Annotated in this window: 17 protein-coding genes; 8 read left to right on the top strand and 9 right to left on the bottom strand. The window is 59.6% G+C overall.

Translation table 11 applies throughout. The features are described from left to right. Positions 1 to 2: 2 nt before the first annotated feature. Positions 3 to 599, top strand: coding sequence for a paraquat-inducible protein A (locus tag AC5SEM_RS08190; protein WP_077573324.1), 597 nt, complete (start codon positions 3 to 5; stop codon positions 597 to 599). Next, positions 596 to 1,282, top strand: coding sequence for a paraquat-inducible protein A (locus tag AC5SEM_RS08185; RefSeq protein WP_495472609.1), 687 nt, complete (start codon positions 596 to 598; stop codon positions 1,280 to 1,282). The genes AC5SEM_RS08190 and AC5SEM_RS08185 overlap by 4 nt, the downstream gene beginning before the upstream one ends. Here AC5SEM_RS08185 and ydiJ read toward each other — a convergent pair. Further along, positions 1,215 to 4,241 (bottom strand): D-2-hydroxyglutarate dehydrogenase YdiJ, encoded by a 3,027-nt coding sequence (gene ydiJ, locus AC5SEM_RS08180; RefSeq protein ID WP_495472608.1) that lies wholly within the window; start codon positions 4,239 to 4,241, stop codon positions 1,215 to 1,217. The genes AC5SEM_RS08185 and ydiJ overlap by 68 nt on opposite strands. A 157-nt stretch (positions 4,242 to 4,398) precedes the next feature. Here ydiJ and AC5SEM_RS08175 point away from each other — a divergent pair, with 157 nt between their 5' ends. Further along, on the top strand, positions 4,399 to 5,283 hold the full coding sequence (locus tag AC5SEM_RS08175) for a LysR substrate-binding domain-containing protein (RefSeq protein ID WP_495472607.1): 885 nt from the start codon (positions 4,399 to 4,401) through the stop codon (positions 5,281 to 5,283). Between the two features lie 97 nt (positions 5,284 to 5,380). Here AC5SEM_RS08175 and AC5SEM_RS08170 read toward each other — a convergent pair whose 3' ends face one another. Both AC5SEM_RS08170 and AC5SEM_RS08165 read right to left on the bottom strand, forming a co-directional pair. Then, positions 5,381 to 6,655 carry a glucarate dehydratase family protein gene (locus AC5SEM_RS08170; protein WP_495472606.1) on the bottom strand — a complete coding sequence of 425 codons (1,275 nt, stop codon included), beginning with the start codon at positions 6,653 to 6,655 and terminating at the stop codon, positions 5,381 to 5,383. Between the two features lie 30 nt (positions 6,656 to 6,685). Continuing rightward, positions 6,686 to 8,053, bottom strand: a complete 1,368-nt coding sequence (locus AC5SEM_RS08165) for an MFS transporter (protein WP_495472605.1) — start codon at positions 8,051 to 8,053, stop codon at positions 6,686 to 6,688. 118 nt (positions 8,054 to 8,171) lie between these two features. Here AC5SEM_RS08165 and AC5SEM_RS08160 point away from each other — a divergent pair, with 118 nt between their 5' ends. Then, a complete protein-coding gene (locus tag AC5SEM_RS08160; RefSeq protein ID WP_495472604.1) occupies positions 8,172 to 9,071 on the top strand; it encodes a LysR family transcriptional regulator in 900 nt (299 codons plus the stop codon). A 126-nt stretch (positions 9,072 to 9,197) separates the two neighbouring features. On the opposite strand, the gene AC5SEM_RS08155 is transcribed toward AC5SEM_RS08160, so the two are convergent. Next, positions 9,198 to 9,803: a DUF6338 family protein gene (locus tag AC5SEM_RS08155; RefSeq protein WP_077573331.1), complete on the bottom strand. Its 606-nt coding sequence runs from the start codon at positions 9,801 to 9,803 to the stop codon at positions 9,198 to 9,200. A 199-nt stretch (positions 9,804 to 10,002) separates the two neighbouring features. Then, on the bottom strand, positions 10,003 to 10,338 hold the full coding sequence (locus AC5SEM_RS08150) for a hypothetical protein (protein WP_077573332.1): 336 nt from the start codon (positions 10,336 to 10,338) through the stop codon (positions 10,003 to 10,005). Between the two features lie 184 nt (positions 10,339 to 10,522). Between AC5SEM_RS08150 and AC5SEM_RS08145 the strand changes: the two genes are divergently transcribed. Further along, positions 10,523 to 10,762, top strand: coding sequence for a hypothetical protein (locus AC5SEM_RS08145; protein WP_007910805.1), 240 nt, complete (start codon positions 10,523 to 10,525; stop codon positions 10,760 to 10,762). Positions 10,763 to 10,826: 64 nt separating this feature from the next. Here AC5SEM_RS08145 and AC5SEM_RS08140 read toward each other — a convergent pair whose 3' ends face one another. Continuing rightward, positions 10,827 to 11,024, bottom strand: a complete 198-nt coding sequence (locus AC5SEM_RS08140; protein ID WP_034152400.1) for a hypothetical protein — start codon at positions 11,022 to 11,024, stop codon at positions 10,827 to 10,829. 224 nt (positions 11,025 to 11,248) lie between these two features. On the opposite strand from AC5SEM_RS08140, the gene AC5SEM_RS08135 reads away from it, so the two are divergent. Continuing rightward, the gene (locus tag AC5SEM_RS08135; protein ID WP_471896668.1) at positions 11,249 to 11,611 is read left to right on the top strand and encodes an NUDIX hydrolase; all 363 of its coding nucleotides are present in this window, start codon (positions 11,249 to 11,251) and stop codon (positions 11,609 to 11,611) included. A gap of 4 nt (positions 11,612 to 11,615) precedes the next feature. On the opposite strand, the gene AC5SEM_RS08130 is transcribed toward AC5SEM_RS08135, so the two are convergent. The 3 genes from AC5SEM_RS08130 to AC5SEM_RS08120 all read right to left on the bottom strand — a co-directional run bounded on the left by AC5SEM_RS08130 (position 11,616) and on the right by AC5SEM_RS08120 (position 13,948). Beyond that, complete coding sequence (locus AC5SEM_RS08130) at positions 11,616 to 11,858, bottom strand: DUF1652 domain-containing protein (protein WP_495472603.1); 243 nt, start codon at positions 11,856 to 11,858, stop codon at positions 11,616 to 11,618. Positions 11,859 to 11,969: 111 nt separating this feature from the next. Continuing rightward, the gene (locus tag AC5SEM_RS08125; RefSeq protein WP_495472602.1) at positions 11,970 to 12,869 is read right to left on the bottom strand and encodes a polysaccharide deacetylase family protein; all 900 of its coding nucleotides are present in this window, start codon (positions 12,867 to 12,869) and stop codon (positions 11,970 to 11,972) included. 131 nt (positions 12,870 to 13,000) lie between these two features. Continuing rightward, a complete protein-coding gene (locus AC5SEM_RS08120) occupies positions 13,001 to 13,948 on the bottom strand; it encodes an ABC transporter substrate-binding protein (RefSeq protein ID WP_495472601.1) in 948 nt (315 codons plus the stop codon). Positions 13,949 to 14,241: 293 nt separating this feature from the next. Here AC5SEM_RS08120 and AC5SEM_RS08115 point away from each other — a divergent pair, with 293 nt between their 5' ends. Continuing rightward, the gene (locus tag AC5SEM_RS08115) at positions 14,242 to 15,222 is read left to right on the top strand and encodes an aliphatic sulfonate ABC transporter substrate-binding protein (protein ID WP_495472600.1); all 981 of its coding nucleotides are present in this window, start codon (positions 14,242 to 14,244) and stop codon (positions 15,220 to 15,222) included. Between the two features lie 61 nt (positions 15,223 to 15,283). After that, positions 15,284 to 16,126, top strand: coding sequence for an ABC transporter permease (locus AC5SEM_RS08110; protein ID WP_495472599.1), 843 nt, complete (start codon positions 15,284 to 15,286; stop codon positions 16,124 to 16,126). The last annotated feature ends 20 nt before the right edge of the window (positions 16,127 to 16,146 follow it).

The raw sequence follows: 16,146 nt of genomic DNA, 5'->3' as shown, positions 1-16,146 counted from the left end.
CCATGGTCAACACCGAACACCTGATCATTTGCGAGCACTGCGATTGTGTGTACGAAAAAGCCGTGCTGGCCAAACACCAGAAAACCTCATGCGTGCGCTGCGGCGGCGTACTCCAGCGCTTCAACGGTTTGACCGTCGAACAGCGTCTGGCCCTGACCTTCACGGCGGCGATGCTGTGGCTGTTCGCCAACTTCTATCCGGTGATGAGCATCAGCCTCAAAGGCCTGAAAAACAGCGCGACGCTGTGGGATTCGGTGCTGGCGCTGAGTCAGGGGCCGATCACCTTCATGGCGATGGTTGCGGCGATTTCGATCATCATTGCCCCGGCGTTTCAACTGGTGCTGCTGATCTGGGTGCTCAGCTTCGCGCTGTCATCGCGACGCGCGCCGGGCTTCAAGCTGTGCATGCGCTGGCTGGAAACCCTGCGGCCGTGGAGCATGCTTGAGGTGTGTCTTCTGGGAGCGATGGTGGCGGTGTTCAAACTGGCGGGATTGCTCGACGTGTTGCCTGGCATCGGCCTGTTCGCGCTGGCCGTGCTGAGCCTGATGATGATCAGGATTGCCGGCCGCGATATCCGCGACCTCTGGGACATTCTATGAAACGGCCACCGACTGCCCGCGAACTCAATCTGTGCCTGTGCCACAGCTGCGGCCTGGCCTGCGACATGACCGACGAGCCGCATGAATGCCCGCGCTGCGACGCGCCACTGCACCGGCGCAAGACCAACTCACTGGCGCGCACCTGGGCCTACATGCTCGCGGCGCTGGCGTTTTACGTGCCGGCCAATCTGTTGCCGGTGATGAACACCACCATGCTCGGCAGCGGCGCCGACAGCACGATCATGAGCGGTGTACTGGAGTTCTGGGAACACGGCGCGTGGGACATTGCGCTGATCATTTTCATCGCCAGTATCGCCGTGCCGGGCGTCAAGTTCGTCGCCCTGACGTTGCTGCTGATGACCGTGCAACGCGACAGCGCCTGGGCGCGCAAGGAACGCTCGAAGCTGTTCCGCTTCGTCGAGCTGATCGGCTATTGGTCGATGCTCGACGTACTAGTGGTGGCGCTGGTCGCAGCATTGGTCAAGTTTCAGGCGCTGGGCGATATCGAGCCACGACCGGGCATTCTGTTTTTTGGCCTGGTGGTGGTGTTCACCATGCTCGCAGCGATGAGTTTCGATCCGCGCCTGATCTGGGACAAGGACACGGACGCATCCCTCAGCGACGCTGAACCTCAAGCAGCACCTGCAACGGATGGCGCAGTGCCTGATCCGACTGGCGCTTGACCTGACTGCGGCAGGAATAACCGGTCGCCAAGGCTTCGCCCTGCTCTGCCGGCGCGTCTACATGACGTGCCCACGACTGCTCGTAGATCACCGCTGAGGTTTGGCGATTGCGCGCCTCGTGACCGTAAGTGCCGGACATGCCGCAGCAACCGGTGGCTTGCGTCGCCAACTTCAAACCTGCGCGTTCGAACACCTGTTCCCACTGGCGGGTGGCGGCCGGGGCGTTGGTTTTCTCGGTGCAATGGGCGAGCAGTCGGAACGAGGCGTTTTTATCCTGCGGCGCCTGCTCCGGCATGACCTTGAGCAACCATTCCTGCACCAGTGCCACCTCCGGGCATTGCTGCATGCCCGGGACTTTCAGGTATTCCTGGCGATACACCAGCGTCATCGCCGGATCGAGGCCCAGCAACGGCACGCCCACATCCGCCAACTCACGCAACTGCCGCGCATTACGCAACGCCGCGCGGTTGAACGCCGAGAGGAAGCCCTGCACGTGAAGCGGTTTGCCGTTGGCGCTGAACGGCGCGAGATAGACCTGATAACCCAGACGCGAAATCAACTCGACCAGATCGGCCAACAGCGGCGCTTCGAAGTAACGCGTGAAGGCATCCTGCACGATGACCACACTGCGTTCACGTTGCGCCTCGGTCAGCGCCGACAACGTCGAAACCTTCGCCGGTTGCACCTGCCAACGGCGCATCGCCGCATGGAAATCAAAACGACTGAGCAACGGCACGTCGATCATGCCGCCGACCCGTTCCAGCAAGCTACGAACGAATGAAGCGCCCATCAAACCGTTGTACAGCGCCGGAACCCGCGCCATGTACGGGATGCTGTACTCCAGCGAAGCAATCAGATAATCCCGCGCCGGGCGCAGATAACGGCTGTAATACAGCTCCAGAAACCGCGAACGAAACTCCGGCACATTGACCTTCACCGGGCACTGCCCTGCGCAGGATTTGCACGCCAGGCAACCGGCCATGGCGTCGTAGACTTCGTGGGAAAAGTCTGCAGACGCCGAACGACTGTTACGCCAACGCTGCCACAACGAGCTGAAAAATGCCGGTTGGCGAATCACATCGGACAATACGTCGACACCCGCCTCGCCCTGCAAGCGCAGCCACTCGCGAATCAACGAGGCGCGGCCCTTGGGCGACTGAGCGCGCTCACGGGTGGCTTTCCACGACGGGCACATGGCGTCATCGGGATCGAAGTTGTAGCAGGCGCCGTTGCCGTTGCAATGCATGGCGGCGCCGTAGCTTTGCCAGACCTTCTCGTCGATCTGCCGGTCGAGTTCGCCGCGCAACGTGACCTCGTCGATTTTTAGCAGCGCAGCGCCGGTGTTGGCTGGGGTGGCGATCTTGCCCGGGTTGAACTGGTTGAACGGGTCGAACGCGGCCTTCAAGGCTTGCAGTGCCGGATACAGCTCACCGAAAAAGGCCGGTGCGTATTCCGAGCGCAGGCCTTTGCCATGTTCGCCCCACAACAGGCCGCCATACCGTTGGGTCAGTGCCGCAACGCCGTCGGATACCGGACGCACCAGCGCCGCTTGTTGCGGGTCTTTCATGTCGAGAATCGGCCGCACGTGCAGCACGCCAGCATCGACGTGACCGAACATGCCGTACTGCAAACCGTGGCTGTCGAGCAGGTCGCGCAACTCGGCGATGTATTCGGCCAAGTGCTGCGGCGGCACCGCAGTGTCCTCAACGAACGGCTGCGGCCGCGCTTCACCGGCAACATTGCCGAGCAGGCCCACTGCACGTTTGCGCATGCCATAGACTTTGTTCACCGCTGCGTGGCCGATCGCCAGCGTGTGGCCTAAACGCTCAACCGTGCGGTCGCAGCTCAAGTGCTCGACGAATGCCTCGACCCGGCTCTGCAAATCCTCCGGATCGTCGCCGCAGAACTCCACCAGATTGATGCCCAAGGTCGGGCGCTCGGCACTCTCAGGGAAATACTCCGCGACGCCGTGCCAGACGATGTCCTGTATCGCCAGCAGCAGGACTTTCGAGTCCACGGTTTCGATCGACAATGGCTTGAGTGCCATCAAGGCGCGGGCATCGCGCAGTGCGTCCATGAACCCGGCGTAGCGGATGTTCACCAGCATCGTGTGTTTGGGGATCGGCAGTACGTTCAGCCGCGCCTCGACGACAAACCCCAGCGAGCCTTCCGCGCCGCACAGCACGCTGTTGAGGTTGAAACGCTTGTCCGCCTCACGCAGGTGCGCGAGGTCATAACCGGTCAGACAGCGGTTGAGATCGGGGAAACGCGCTTTGATCAGCTCGCCCTGCTCATCAATGATCTGCCGCGCGCAGCGATAGACCTCACCGACGCGATCTTCGCGGGCGCACAACGCTTCAAGCTCAGTTTCCTCAAGGGGCAAACCGTGCAGACGCTCGCCACCGCGCAAGATCATGTCGAGTTCGAGCACGTGGTCGCGGGTCTTGCCGTAGGTGCAGCTGCCCTGGCCACTGGCGTCGGTGTTGATCATGCCGCCGACGGTGGCGCGGTTGGAGGTCGACAGCTCCGGGGCGAAAAACAGTCCGGCGGATTTCAGCGCAGCGTTGAGCTGATCCTTGACCACCCCGGCCTGCACCCGCACCCAGCGCTGCTCGACGTTGATTTCGAGGATGCGGTTCATGTGCCGCGACAGATCGACGACGATGCCGTCGGTCAGCGACTGGCCGTTGGTGCCGGTGCCACCGCCGCGCGGGGTGATCACCACTTGCTGGTACGCCGGCTCGGCGATCAACCGCGCCACTCGCGCCACATCCTCGGCATCCATCGGAAACACCGCCGCTTGCGGCAGGCGCTGATAGATCGAGTTGTCAGTCGCCAGCACCACGCGGCTGGCGTAGTCAGCGCTGATTTCACCGCGAAAACCGCTGGCTTTCAGGGCTTTGAGGAACTGCTGGTAATCGCTGGTCAGGGCTTTGGCGGGGGACAGCTGGGCAATCATCGGTCAGGTTATCTCGGTCAAATCGGGCTGTGTGGCGGTAAACAGTTGTACGCAACGAATGATTGCGTCAGGCTCCGCCATCTCATGGTGCCCATGTTCATTGCTGGCGAACGCCGGGACAACCGTAAATTCGACCCGCTATTGATGACTTTTACGAATGAATCCGCGCACGCTCACCCCTTCCATGTCGTTATTGCTGGCCTTTGAGGCCGCCGCGCGCCATGAAAGCTACACCCGCGCCGCCCATGAACTGTCGCTGACGCAGAGTGCGGTCAGCCGTCAGGTGCAGATTCTCGAGAAGATGCTCGGCATGCGCTTGTTCAGCCGCGAAGGTCGCAAAGTGGTGCTCACCGATGTCGGGCGCATGTATCAGCGCGAACTCGCCGAAGCGCTTGGGCAGATTCGCAGCGCGACCTTGCAGGCCATGGCGTTCGGCTCGGGCATTCACAGCTTGCGCCTGGCGACGCTGCCGACCTTCGGCTCGAAATGGTTGCTGCCACGGTTGAAGGATTTCTACACCGCACACCCGGGCATGACCGTGCATTTGCATTCGCGGATCGCAGCGATTGACTTCGATACCAGCGAAATTGACGCGGCGATTTGTGTCGGTGGCGGTGACTGGCCGGGGCTGACCGCCCTGCCCTTGCACACCGAGGAACTGGTGGTGATCGCCAGCGCGCAACTGTCTGACGCTGAGCGCGACGACGCCGAACAACACATCGCCGGGCAACTGCTGCTCAATGTCAGCAGCAATGCGCAGGCGTGGGCGGAATGGTTCAGCCATCAAGGTCTGCCGCACCGAAGCATGCGTATCGGGCCGAGCTTTGAAATGACCTCGCACTTGATTCAGGCGGTGCGGGCCAATATTGGCGTGGGGTTGGTGCCGCGGATTCTGGTTGAGGATGAGTTGTTGAATGGCGAGTTGCTGCAACTGGGCGAGCCGATCACCAGTCGACGCAGCTATTACCTGGTGTATCCGCCGCGCAATGAAAATTTACCGTCGCTGAAAGCGTTTCGGGATTGGCTGGTAGAAACGTTGTAACCGTGAGGACGCCAATCGCGAGCAGGCTCACTCCTACAGTTGGAATGCGTTTCCCTGTAGGAGTGAGCCTGCTCGCGATGGCGCCAATTCAGGCACCTCAAAACCTTGGTTTAACCGCCCTCCAGTCCGGCTTGTACCGCTGCATCTGCCGCACATCATCACGCTGACGAATCCCGCACGTCAGGTATTGATCATGCAGCTTGCCCAACTGCTCATGGTCCAGTTCCAGCCCAAGCCCCGGCGCCCGGGTGATCTTCACGCAGCCATCGACAATCGGCAGTTTGCCGCCCTTGATCACCTCTTCATCCGGCTCCTGCCACGGGTAATGGGTGTCGCAGGCGTAATCCAGATTCGGCACCGCCGCCGCGACATGGGCCATCGCCATCAGGCTGATACCCAGGTGCGAGTTGGAATGCATCGACACACCAACGCCGAACACATCGCACATCTTCGCCAGCGTTTGCGTGTCGCGCAGGCCGCCCCAGTAATGGTGGTCGGCAAGCACAATCTGCACGCTGTTTTGCGCGATGCTGCGGCGGAATTCGTCAAAATCGGTGACCACCATATTGGTCGCCAGCGGTAGACCGGTGCGCTTGTGCAGCTCGGCCATGCCGTCGAGGCCCGGAGTCGGGTCTTCGTAATATTGCAGATCATCGCCGAGCAATTCGGCCATGCGAATCGAGGTCTCCAGCGACCAGTTGCCGTTCGGATCGATGCGCAACGGATAGCCCGGAAAGGCTTTTTTCAGCGCCTTGATGCACGCCACTTCATGCTCCGGCGGCAACGTACCGGCCTTGAGTTTGATGCTCTTGAAACCGTACGCCTCGATCATCCGCGCGGCCTGCGCAACGATCTGCTGCTCGCTGAGTGCCTCGCCCCAATTGTCCGGTTTGTACGGCGAATCGACATGCTGCGCATACTTGAAGAACAGGTAGGCGCTGAACGGCACTTCTTCACGAATCGCGCCGCCGAGCAAGTCCACCAGCGGCACATTCAGGTAATGCGCCTGCAAATCGAGGAAGGCCACTTCGAACGCCGAGTAGGCATTGCTCACCGCTTTACTGGCGTGGGAACCGGGTGCCAGTTCAGCACCGGCGAGACTGGCCGGTTTATTCGCGGCGACGGTGGCCTGCACGATGGCGCGCAACTGGTTGAGGTTGAACGGATCAAGGCCGATCAGCTGTGCCTGCAACTGCTGCTGGATTGCCAGCGCCGGGGCATCGCCATAACTTTCGCCGAGGCCGATGTAGCCGTTGTCGCTTTCGATCTCGATGATCGAACGCAGGGCAAAGGGTTCGTGGATGCCGCTGGCGTTGAGCAGCGGCGGATCACGAAAGGCAATCGGGGTCACGGTGACACGGGTGATTTTCAAGATAACGCTCCTGACAGATCAACAATCAATTCAATGGCTCGCGGCCGGGCTGGCCGTCGCAACGACGGCGGTGTCGTCATGGGGCTTTGCCGGGGTTTTGCCTTTGGCTCCTGGCGCCGTGCGGGCAAAAAAGATCACCACCGCAGCGACCAGTGACGTCGCCGCCAGGCCGTACAGTCCGCCCTCGATGGAGCCGGTGGTTTCTTCGAGGATGCCGAACGCCGTCGGCGCAACGAACCCACCGAGGTTGCCGATGGAGTTGATCAACGCGATCACTGCAGCGGCGATACGCGCATCCAGATAGCTTTGCGGAATCGGCCAGAACAACGCCGACGCAGCCTTGAAGCCGATGGCGGCGAAACAGATGGCGACGAAGGCGAAAATAGGCCCGCCAGTGGTCGACATGAACATGCCGATCGCCGCGATCACCAGCGTCAGCGCGACCCAGGCTTGCTGGAACTTCCACTTGCCGGCCATTGCCGCGAAGCCGTACATGGCAACAATCGAAATGATCCACGGAATCGAATTGAGCAGGCCGACCTGGAAGTCGCCGAGATTGCCCATCTTCTTGATCATGCTCGGCAGCCAGAACGTCGCGCCGTAAATGGTCAGGGCAATGGAGAAGTAGATGAAGCAGAACAGCGCAATCTGCCGATCCGCCAACAGCTTGAACATCGAAGGCTTGGCCACCTGCGACGCCTCACGAGCGCGCTGCTCTTCGGCAATTGCCGCCACCAGTGCTTCGCGCTCTTCTTCGCTCAGCCACTTGGCCTGACGCGGATGCGATTGCAGCCAGAACCATACGAATGCGCAGAGCACCACTGAAGCCGCGCCCTCAATCAAAAACATCCACTGCCAGCCATGCAGGCCCAGTCCGCTGATGTGCAGCAACGCACCGGAGACCGGGCCGGAGATCACCGAGGCAATCGCCGAGCCGCTGAGGAACACCGCCATGGTCTTGCCGCGCTCGGAGGCCGGCAGCCATTGGGTGAAGTAATAAATGATCCCCGGAAAGAACCCCGCCTCCGCAGCACCGAGAATAAAGCGCAGCACATAGAAACTGGTTTCACCTCTGACGAACGCCATGGCCATTGCGGCTGCGCCCCAGGTGAACATGATCCGCGTCAACCAGACCCGCGCGCCATAACGCTGCAAAAGCATGTTGGACGGCACTTCGAACAGCGCGTAACCGACAAAGAACAATCCGGCTCCGAAGCCATAAGCCGCCGCGCCGATGCCCAGATCGGTTTCCATGTGGCTGCGCACGAAACCGATGTTGACCCGGTCGATGTAGTTGACGATGAACATCACCACGAACAGCGGCAGCACGTGGCGCTTGACCTTGGCGGCGGCACGGGCGAGAACCGTGACGTCCAGCGGACTCTGGAGGGTTTTCAAGGGCGACTCCCGATCTTGTTTTTTTAGGGATGGCGTAAAGCGATGGACCGATCATGGACGGCGATCATTGATCCCGTCTAATCTAACTTGGCATTCGATTGATACCCGGATTAGATCAATGTTCGAACTGACCCAGCTACGCTGCTTCACCACCGTCGCCACCGAACTCAACTTTCGCCGCGCTGCCGAGCGACTGAACATGACGCAGCCGCCGCTCAGCCGGCAGATCCAGTTGCTGGAGCATCACCTTGGCATCGAGTTGTTCACCCGCAGCACCCGCAGCGTCGCGCTGACCGCCGCTGGCCGTGCATTTTTCATCGAAGCACAGAATCTGCTGGAGCGCGCGCAGCAAGCAGCCGTCACCGCCCGGCGGTTTGCCGAGGGCGACATCGGGTCGGTGAACATCAGTTTTGTCGGCAGCGCGGTGTATGAGTTTCTGCCCAAGGTCATTGCCGAGGCGCGACTGAAACAGCCGCAGGTGAAAATCGATCTGGCGGAAATGAACACATACCAGCAACACGAAGCCCTGCGCGCCCGCCGCATTGATCTGGGCATCGCCCGTGCGCCGTTATTGGAGCCGGGCTACGCCACCGAATGCCTGGTGCGCGAGCCGTTTGTATTGGCGGTGCCGAGTGGACATCCATTGGCAACGGCGGCTGAAGTGGCGGTCAGTGACCTGGATAAACAACCGTTCCTGATGTACTCCCACGCCGCGTATCCGCCGTTCAATGAACTACTGACCGGCATGCTGCGCTCGGCACGGGTTGCGCCAGATTATGTGCAGTGGCTGGGGTCATCGCTGACAATTCTGGCCCTGGTCAACGCCGGCATGGGCCTGGCGCTGGTGCCGCGTTGTGCGACCAGTGTGGTGTTCAGGAATGTTGTGTTTCGCGATATCGATCTGGGCGAAGGGGTGCAGAGCGAGCTGCATCTGATCTGGCGGGAGAACAACGACAACCCGGCGTTTGCGATGTTGCTGGAAGCGATTCGCCGGGCGGTGGCTGAGGGTTGGGGCTAAGGAAATACTAGCTCTTCAGCGGTGGTGGAGCGCTCGGTGCTCTGGGCTGAGCATTTGCCACTGGCTTGCCATCTTTCGTGTAGCGACGCGCTACCCAATCCGGCATTGGTTGCGGTGCTCTGGCTGTCATAACGAAACCTCCGATTTCGGGCCGAATTCGACCCACTTGACCTTCCCGGAATCTATCAGCAAAAACTCAGCGCCAAAAGGCACTTCTGCCCCTTCGGCATCCAGCCAACAGGGATTCTGCATCACGAACTGGCCACTGCTGGATTCCGGCGGCCACTCCACGGGCCAGCCAAACACGCGCCTTTCGTCGTTCAAATGCAGTGTGACCAAACGATGGTGCTGAGCAAAAATACTGAACCATTCGCTGGGGTAGGAAGTTTGTTTCGTGACATTTCGACTGCGTAACCAGCCATGCAATTTGTCATTCGTAGCCAGGTAGCAGGAAAGCAATCCGAGCGTCACCGACACAACGAATGCCCACATCGTTTCGGCCTTGGCATCCCAGCGCCCGACAGAAAATCCCTTCGAACCCACCCACAAACACAGAGTGCCCACGCCCCAAACCGCGCCCTGAATCACAAACGTAAAAATCAGCGCCTGCACAATCTGCCCGAACGTATCCGGTCGCTTGAACGCCGTCAGCGAATAAAAAATCCACGCTGACAAGAATCCGGGAATCAAGTACTGCAACAGCGGTATAACTTCTTTGACCAGATCATCCATGATCCGTGGCTCCTTGAAAGACCGGCCGACCTGACTATCGACCGTCCCTCAAAAGCCTAGTGCACACGAATAAAAACCCTCGTGCGCAACTGTCACCGTTCATTTCGCGAATCAGATCCACACCTTTCAGCCTCCAGGCAGCCAAAAAAAAACAGAAACCGACGATACGGCTTCTGCTTTTTTGTCTCTGTAGGCGTCGTTACAGGCAATCACGCACCGATTGGCGCAACGAACCGGACTTGGCCCACGGCGGCCCCTGATACAACGAAACCCGACTGCCATCCTTGTACTTGACGATATCGAGAATCTCATCGGCCGTGATGATGCTCGGCGCGGTGATGCGGTAGCCGTTGGAGATCGACGTCTGCGAGGTTTTGGCGACATCCTTCTGCCACAACGGTAATACACACGCGGCATAGTCCTTGGGTGCCTTGTCACTGGTCTTGCTGACATTCGGTTCGCCCGGCACCAGCGATGCTGGTAACGAGCAACCCGCCAACAGGGCCAACGCCAACGTCCCGATCCATATCCGCATAGTGTTTTCCTGATCTGAAAAAAGTGAATGTAGCGCGTAACCCGGCGCACATCCATCGTGGCAACGCGCCCTTGACGCAATCTGCACAACTTTTCACAACCGCTGGGCGTACAGACGAAAGCGCTTTGCCCATCAGCGAAAAATGCGACTACTCTTTTCTACCGAGAATGTTCTGGAGGTGATCATGCGGCTCAATGAATACGAACACGAACTTCAACGCGACCTGCAAAGCGTTGCATCGGACTTGAGATGGTCGGCGGTCGACCTGAAGCGTATTGCCGAACAACTGCGCAAATCCGGCAACGAGGCGGATGCGCAATCCGTGCTGAGATCCTGCGAGGTGCTGCAAAGCGATGAAGAACGACTGCAACTCTATGCCAGGGAAGTGAAAGCCCGCGCCATCAGCCGAACCAAGGTCCACTGAGACCACCCTCCCCCAAAACAGAAGCCCCGACAATTGCCGGGGCTCTTTCATTACAGTCAGCCAGTCAGTGGGTTTTGTGACTTTGCGCGCGCGTCGAGCGTTTTTTGTAGCCAGGCAGCGCGGCGGCGTAGGCCAGTGCTTCCTCCCGGCTGCCAAACGACGCCAGCCGATCGCCCTGAGTGCAAACCCGCCATGGGCCATTGTTCACGCTAAGCACGTCATAGCCGTTCATGTGCATCTTGTTCAACATCGGCATGCTCATGGACACCTCCATTTTTACTAACGGTCAGATCCAGCTTCACGCTTTTACCTTACACCCTGATCCGCCCGAAATGCCGACCGGATGTCGCAAGCCGCGTCCGTCATGGTTCTGGCACTTTTCGCCGCCGCGAACGCTCCAAACTCCAATGAAACCTTTGCCGCAAGCTTCGGCTCAAATATTGCAGTTTTATTTCTTTTTTGTGACAAGCAGTAAACAGGTATCAGATGAAAGTACGCGCAACCGTCATATGCGAGCAGGATCGCCACATCCTCCTGGTGCGCAAACCCCACTGCCGCTGGACATTGCCCGGCGGCAAAGTCGAGCCCGGAGAAACCCGCGCGCAAGCCGCCGTACGCGAATTGCAGGAAGAAACCGGCCTGAACGCCGACGACGTGTTGTATCTGATGGAACTGCAGAGCGGCAGCACGCGGCACCATGTCTACGAAGCGTCAGTGCAGGATCTCGAACACGCGCGGCCGCAGAACGAGATAATCGATTGCATCTGGCATCCGTTGGATTCAGTGCGCAATCTGCACACCAGCGAGGCGACGCTGCGCATCGTTCAAGCGTTCCAACGGCGTTTATGAGGTGTTAGCCCGCGAAGGCTCGACGACCAGCGCTTATTTCGGTGCGTAATTCACCGATGAAGTTGGAAATGTCACGGATCGTGACGAGGTGTTCCGGGGAAACGCCAGTGAGCAGCAATTCGACGCGCTCGCTGTCAGCCTCATAAACCTTGATCTGCAGCAGGCCCTGCGAATTCGGAATGCACTTGCACTTGAACGCAGGAAAGCCAGATTCGACAATCCGGCAAATATCGTTAATGGCAAGCATGAGTGCACGCCTCGCAGGCGATGGGTCGGTCGACTCGTTGAGCATAGATGAGCAATTTGTGTCTCGCTCGACACAAAAATGCCAACCCGATCACAACTTTCAAGCATGCCGTCAATGCGCGTCATGATCCCAGATCCAGTTCCACATCCCCGGCAAATTCACCGACTCCGAACTGTTCTCCACGGCACGCGCCAACGCGGCTTTCTCAAGTTCAGCGTGATCATCATAAAAAGGCTTGTCCGCCAGCCTCACGCCCGTGGCAGCGGCGCTCTCCAGCAGAATCTGCAGGTATTCGCGGGTGTGCCGCGCGGTATAGCGGTTGAGGTCATGAAACGTCACCACGACCGGGATGACCCCGTCCACGGTGGGCAATTCGCCAAGGGCGATACGTTCACGGACTGCCGATAACTGTCGCAACATGTTGGCCCGACGTCGCGGGCTGGCATTGAAGCCCCAGATCTTGCCGTCATTGGCGCTTAAATCAGTGAGCAACACATGCAAGCCATGCTGCTGATAGGCGGCGAAGGTACGTTTGTCGTAATTCCAGAACGGCGGGCGCAGCAACTTCGGCGGCGCGCCAGTGATGGCAGCGATATCAGCCGTGCCGTTGGTCAGCGACTCTTCGAGTTCTTGCGGGTCGAGCAAGCGATGATTGGTGTGCCAGTGGGTGGCCGTGTGAAACGCCAGTATGTGGCCCTCCTCATACTCACGGCGCATGATGCCGCGACCGATCTCACTGTTTCCCGCTCGCGGTGCACGCGTCTGCACGAAGAACACCGCTTTGATATTCGGCATCAGCGGATTGTCCTTGAGACTGTCGAGCACCGTGGCCGACGGATTCCAGAAACTGGATGCGCTGGGGCCGTCATCGAACGTCAACAGGAAGCGCACCGGTGCCTGGGCTTTCAGGCGCGTTTCGGTTTGCGCGGTCATTTCGATCGGGGCGGCGATACAACCGGCCAGCGCGAGAGCAATCAGCGCGGCACAAAGAAGTTTGAATCCGGATGTCATGTTTTGCCTTGAGCACGGCGGCTGCCGTCATGTGATCGATTGGCAAAACTCCCTCGCCCTTATCCATCCCTGCGCTCGGATATTCGAGCCGAGGTTGGATAAGGTACACAGGGTTTGGTTCCGGCGCTCGCTCAGTGAGCCAATGCCTGCTGAAAAGACGTGTCGATAATTCCGGCGGTGGCCAACGGAGCCGGCAGCGCTTTCACTTTGAACAGGAAGTCGGCAGTGCTTTGCAGATCCGTCGCCGCTTGCGTGTCCACCGGCCCGACCGTCATGTGCGCCTGACGCAACCAGTGGCGCGACACCTGCTGATCGAGATTGGCTTTCTTCGCCCACAGATCGGCGTATTCGTCCGTATGGCTGTCGACCCAGGCCCGCGCCTGTTTCAGACGTCCGAGAAAATCCGCGATGGCTGCGCGTTTGCTATCAATGGACGGCGTCGACGCGGCGATTGCACTGAGGCCCGGCATCAGGTTTTTTGCGGTCAGAATCGGCCGCGCACCGGAGAACACGATCTGCTGGGAAATGTACGGTTCCCACACCGGGAAGGCATCAATACTGCCCTGTGGCAGGGCTGCGGCGGCATCGATCGGCATCAACTTGACGAAGTCGACGTAGTTTTCCGGCAGACCGCCCTGCTCCAGGGCGCGCAAGGTCAACTGCTGACTCCAGGCGCCAGGCCAATAAGCGACCTTCTTGCCCTTCAGGTCGGCGATGGTTTTCACCGGAGAATCCTTGGGCACCAACAACGCGATGGTGTCCGGATTCTGCCGTGATACGCCGATCAGTTTCACCGGCGCCTGTTTGGCGGCCAGAAACAGAAAACCGGAATCGCCCAAAAAGCCCAAATCCAGCGAACCCGTTTGCAAGGCTTCCGCCAAGGGTGCGGCGGCCTGGAAGTGCTTCCAGTCGACGGTGTAAGGCGCGTCTTTCAACACGCCGGATGCCTCCACCGAGGCACGGATGTTGTAGTAGTTCTGGTCGCCGACATGCAGGACCAATGGCTCGGCTGCGTAGGACAGCGGAGAGGTGAATACTGCAGTGATCAACGCACTGCGGAGGAAACGAGAAAGCTTCATGGCGAGTCCTGCAAAGATAATTGCATAGACCATAACGCTCTTGATCAACCGTTTTGAAATTCGATAAGTGCATAAGCTCATCACGGTTGATACATGCTGTTTGCTTGGCAACAGTAGCGGATCACACTGTTGCCCACGCAACAGCTGAAATCCTGCACTTGGCGTTAAAACCCTTATAAATCGGCGCTTTCAAGCACATGGCACAGAGCCTGCAATATTCCATTCATGCAGGAAGCATTCGATAAAAATATCTTTTTGGACATAAGAAACCTGTGCCTTTGCCGGAGCGCCCCATGACATCGTTCTTTCCTCGACTCAAAACCCTGCTGGCTGCCAGCGCAGTGGCACTGAGCCTGCAACCACTCGCCCACGCAGCTGAAAACGCACCGGCGGAAGTGCATCTCGACTACGCCTATTACTCGCCAGTCAGCCTGGTGCTCAAGCACTTCGGCTTCCTCGAAAAAGCCTTGCCGCAGACCAAGGTCAGCTGGGTACTGAGCCAGGGCAGCAACCGCTCGCTGGAATACCTAAACAGCGGCGGCGTGGATTTCGCTTCCAGCGCCAGCCTCGCCGCGGTGCTGAGCCGCGCCAACGGCAGCCCGATCAAATCGGTCTACGTCTATAGCCGCGCCGAATGGACAGCCTTGGTGGTGCGCAAGGATTCGCCTTATCAGTCCGTCGCCGACCTCAAGGGCAAAAAGATCGCCGCCACCAAAGGCACCGACCCGTACCTGTTTACCCTGCGCAGCCTGCAACAGGCCGGGCTGAAAAAAGACGATGTCGAATTGGTCCATCTGCAGCATCCGGACGGCCGCACCGCGCTGGAAAAAGGTGATGTCGACGCCTGGGCCGGGCTCGATCCGCACATGGCCGCCAGCCAGGTTCAGGCCGGTTCGCGCCTGCTCTATCGCAACCCGGCGTTCAACAGCTACGGCGTGGTCAGCGTCACCGAGCAGTACGCCAAAGAACATCCGCAGACCATCGACACCGTGATCAAGGCTTACGAACAGGCCCGTGACTGGGCGCTGAAAAATCCCGATGAGTTCGCCGCCCTCCTCGCCAAGGAGTCCGGCTTGCCGCTGGATGTGGCCAAGTTGCAACTGTCGCGCACCGACCTGAGCAGCCCGCAACTCACTCAACAGGACATCAGCGCCTCCAAGGCAGCGGCACCGATTCTGGTCTCCGAGGAACTGGTGCGCCGTGGGGTGAATGTCGATCAAGTCATCGATCAATTGCTCGACAGTGGTGTGCAGCAAGCCGTCGCCCACCAGTAACCGATCAGCCTCACGACAAATCCGCGCCCGTCGCGGATTTGTCGTGAGCGGAGCCAAAACCATGACCACTCACAGCAAAGACTTGCCCGCGCCACTTGCCGTATCGCGCCAGCGTCCTGGGAGTTTGAATCCGACGTGGCAACGCCGCGGCAAAGGCCTGGCCCTGCCGCTGCTGATCATCGTCGCGCTGGAAATTATCGTCCGCATCGGCTGGCTGCCGTCCTACCAGATGCCGGCGCCGAGCGAGATCGCCCTGACCCTCACCGACCTCGCTGAGGGCGCGCTGTGGAAACACATCGGCGCCAGCCTGATTCGCGTGTTGCTCGGATTTGCCATCGGTGCCAGCCTGGCGCTGGTATTTGCTGCCTGGGTCGGCTTGAGTCGCGAAGCCGAGGCTTATCTGGAACCGACCTTTGCGGCGCTGCGTTCCATTCCGAGCCTGGCCTGGGTGCCACTGCTGTTGTTGTGGCTGGGCATCGACGAGACGTCGAAAATCGTCTTGATCGCCATCGGCGCGTTCTTTCCGGTATACGTCAACGTAGTCGCCGCCATTCGCAACATTGACCGCAAACTGGTGGAAGTCGGGCGCATCTATGGTTTCAGTCGCTTGCAACTGGTGCGACGAATATTGCTGCCGGCCGCCCTGCCCGGCCTGTTCACCGGATTGCGCAGTGGCATGAGCCTGGCGTGGATGTTTCTCGTCGCGGCGGAGTTGATCGCGGCCACCAAGGGTTTGGGCTATCTGCTCAGTGACGGCCGGGAAACCTCGCGGCCGGACATCGTGCTGGCTGCGATCATCGTGCTCGCCTTGCTCGGCAAACTCAGCGACGGCTTGCTGGCCATGCTCGAACGCCGCTGGCTGAACTGGCGTGACACCTTCACCGGCCAGGACGCCAGCGACTAAGCTGAACTCTCCAACCGGAG

It is taken from the genome of Pseudomonas sp. CH61, assembly GCF_059429415.1.
The sequence above is the reverse complement of the archived record's forward strand: the minus strand, read 5'-3'. Positions and strand labels throughout refer to the sequence as shown.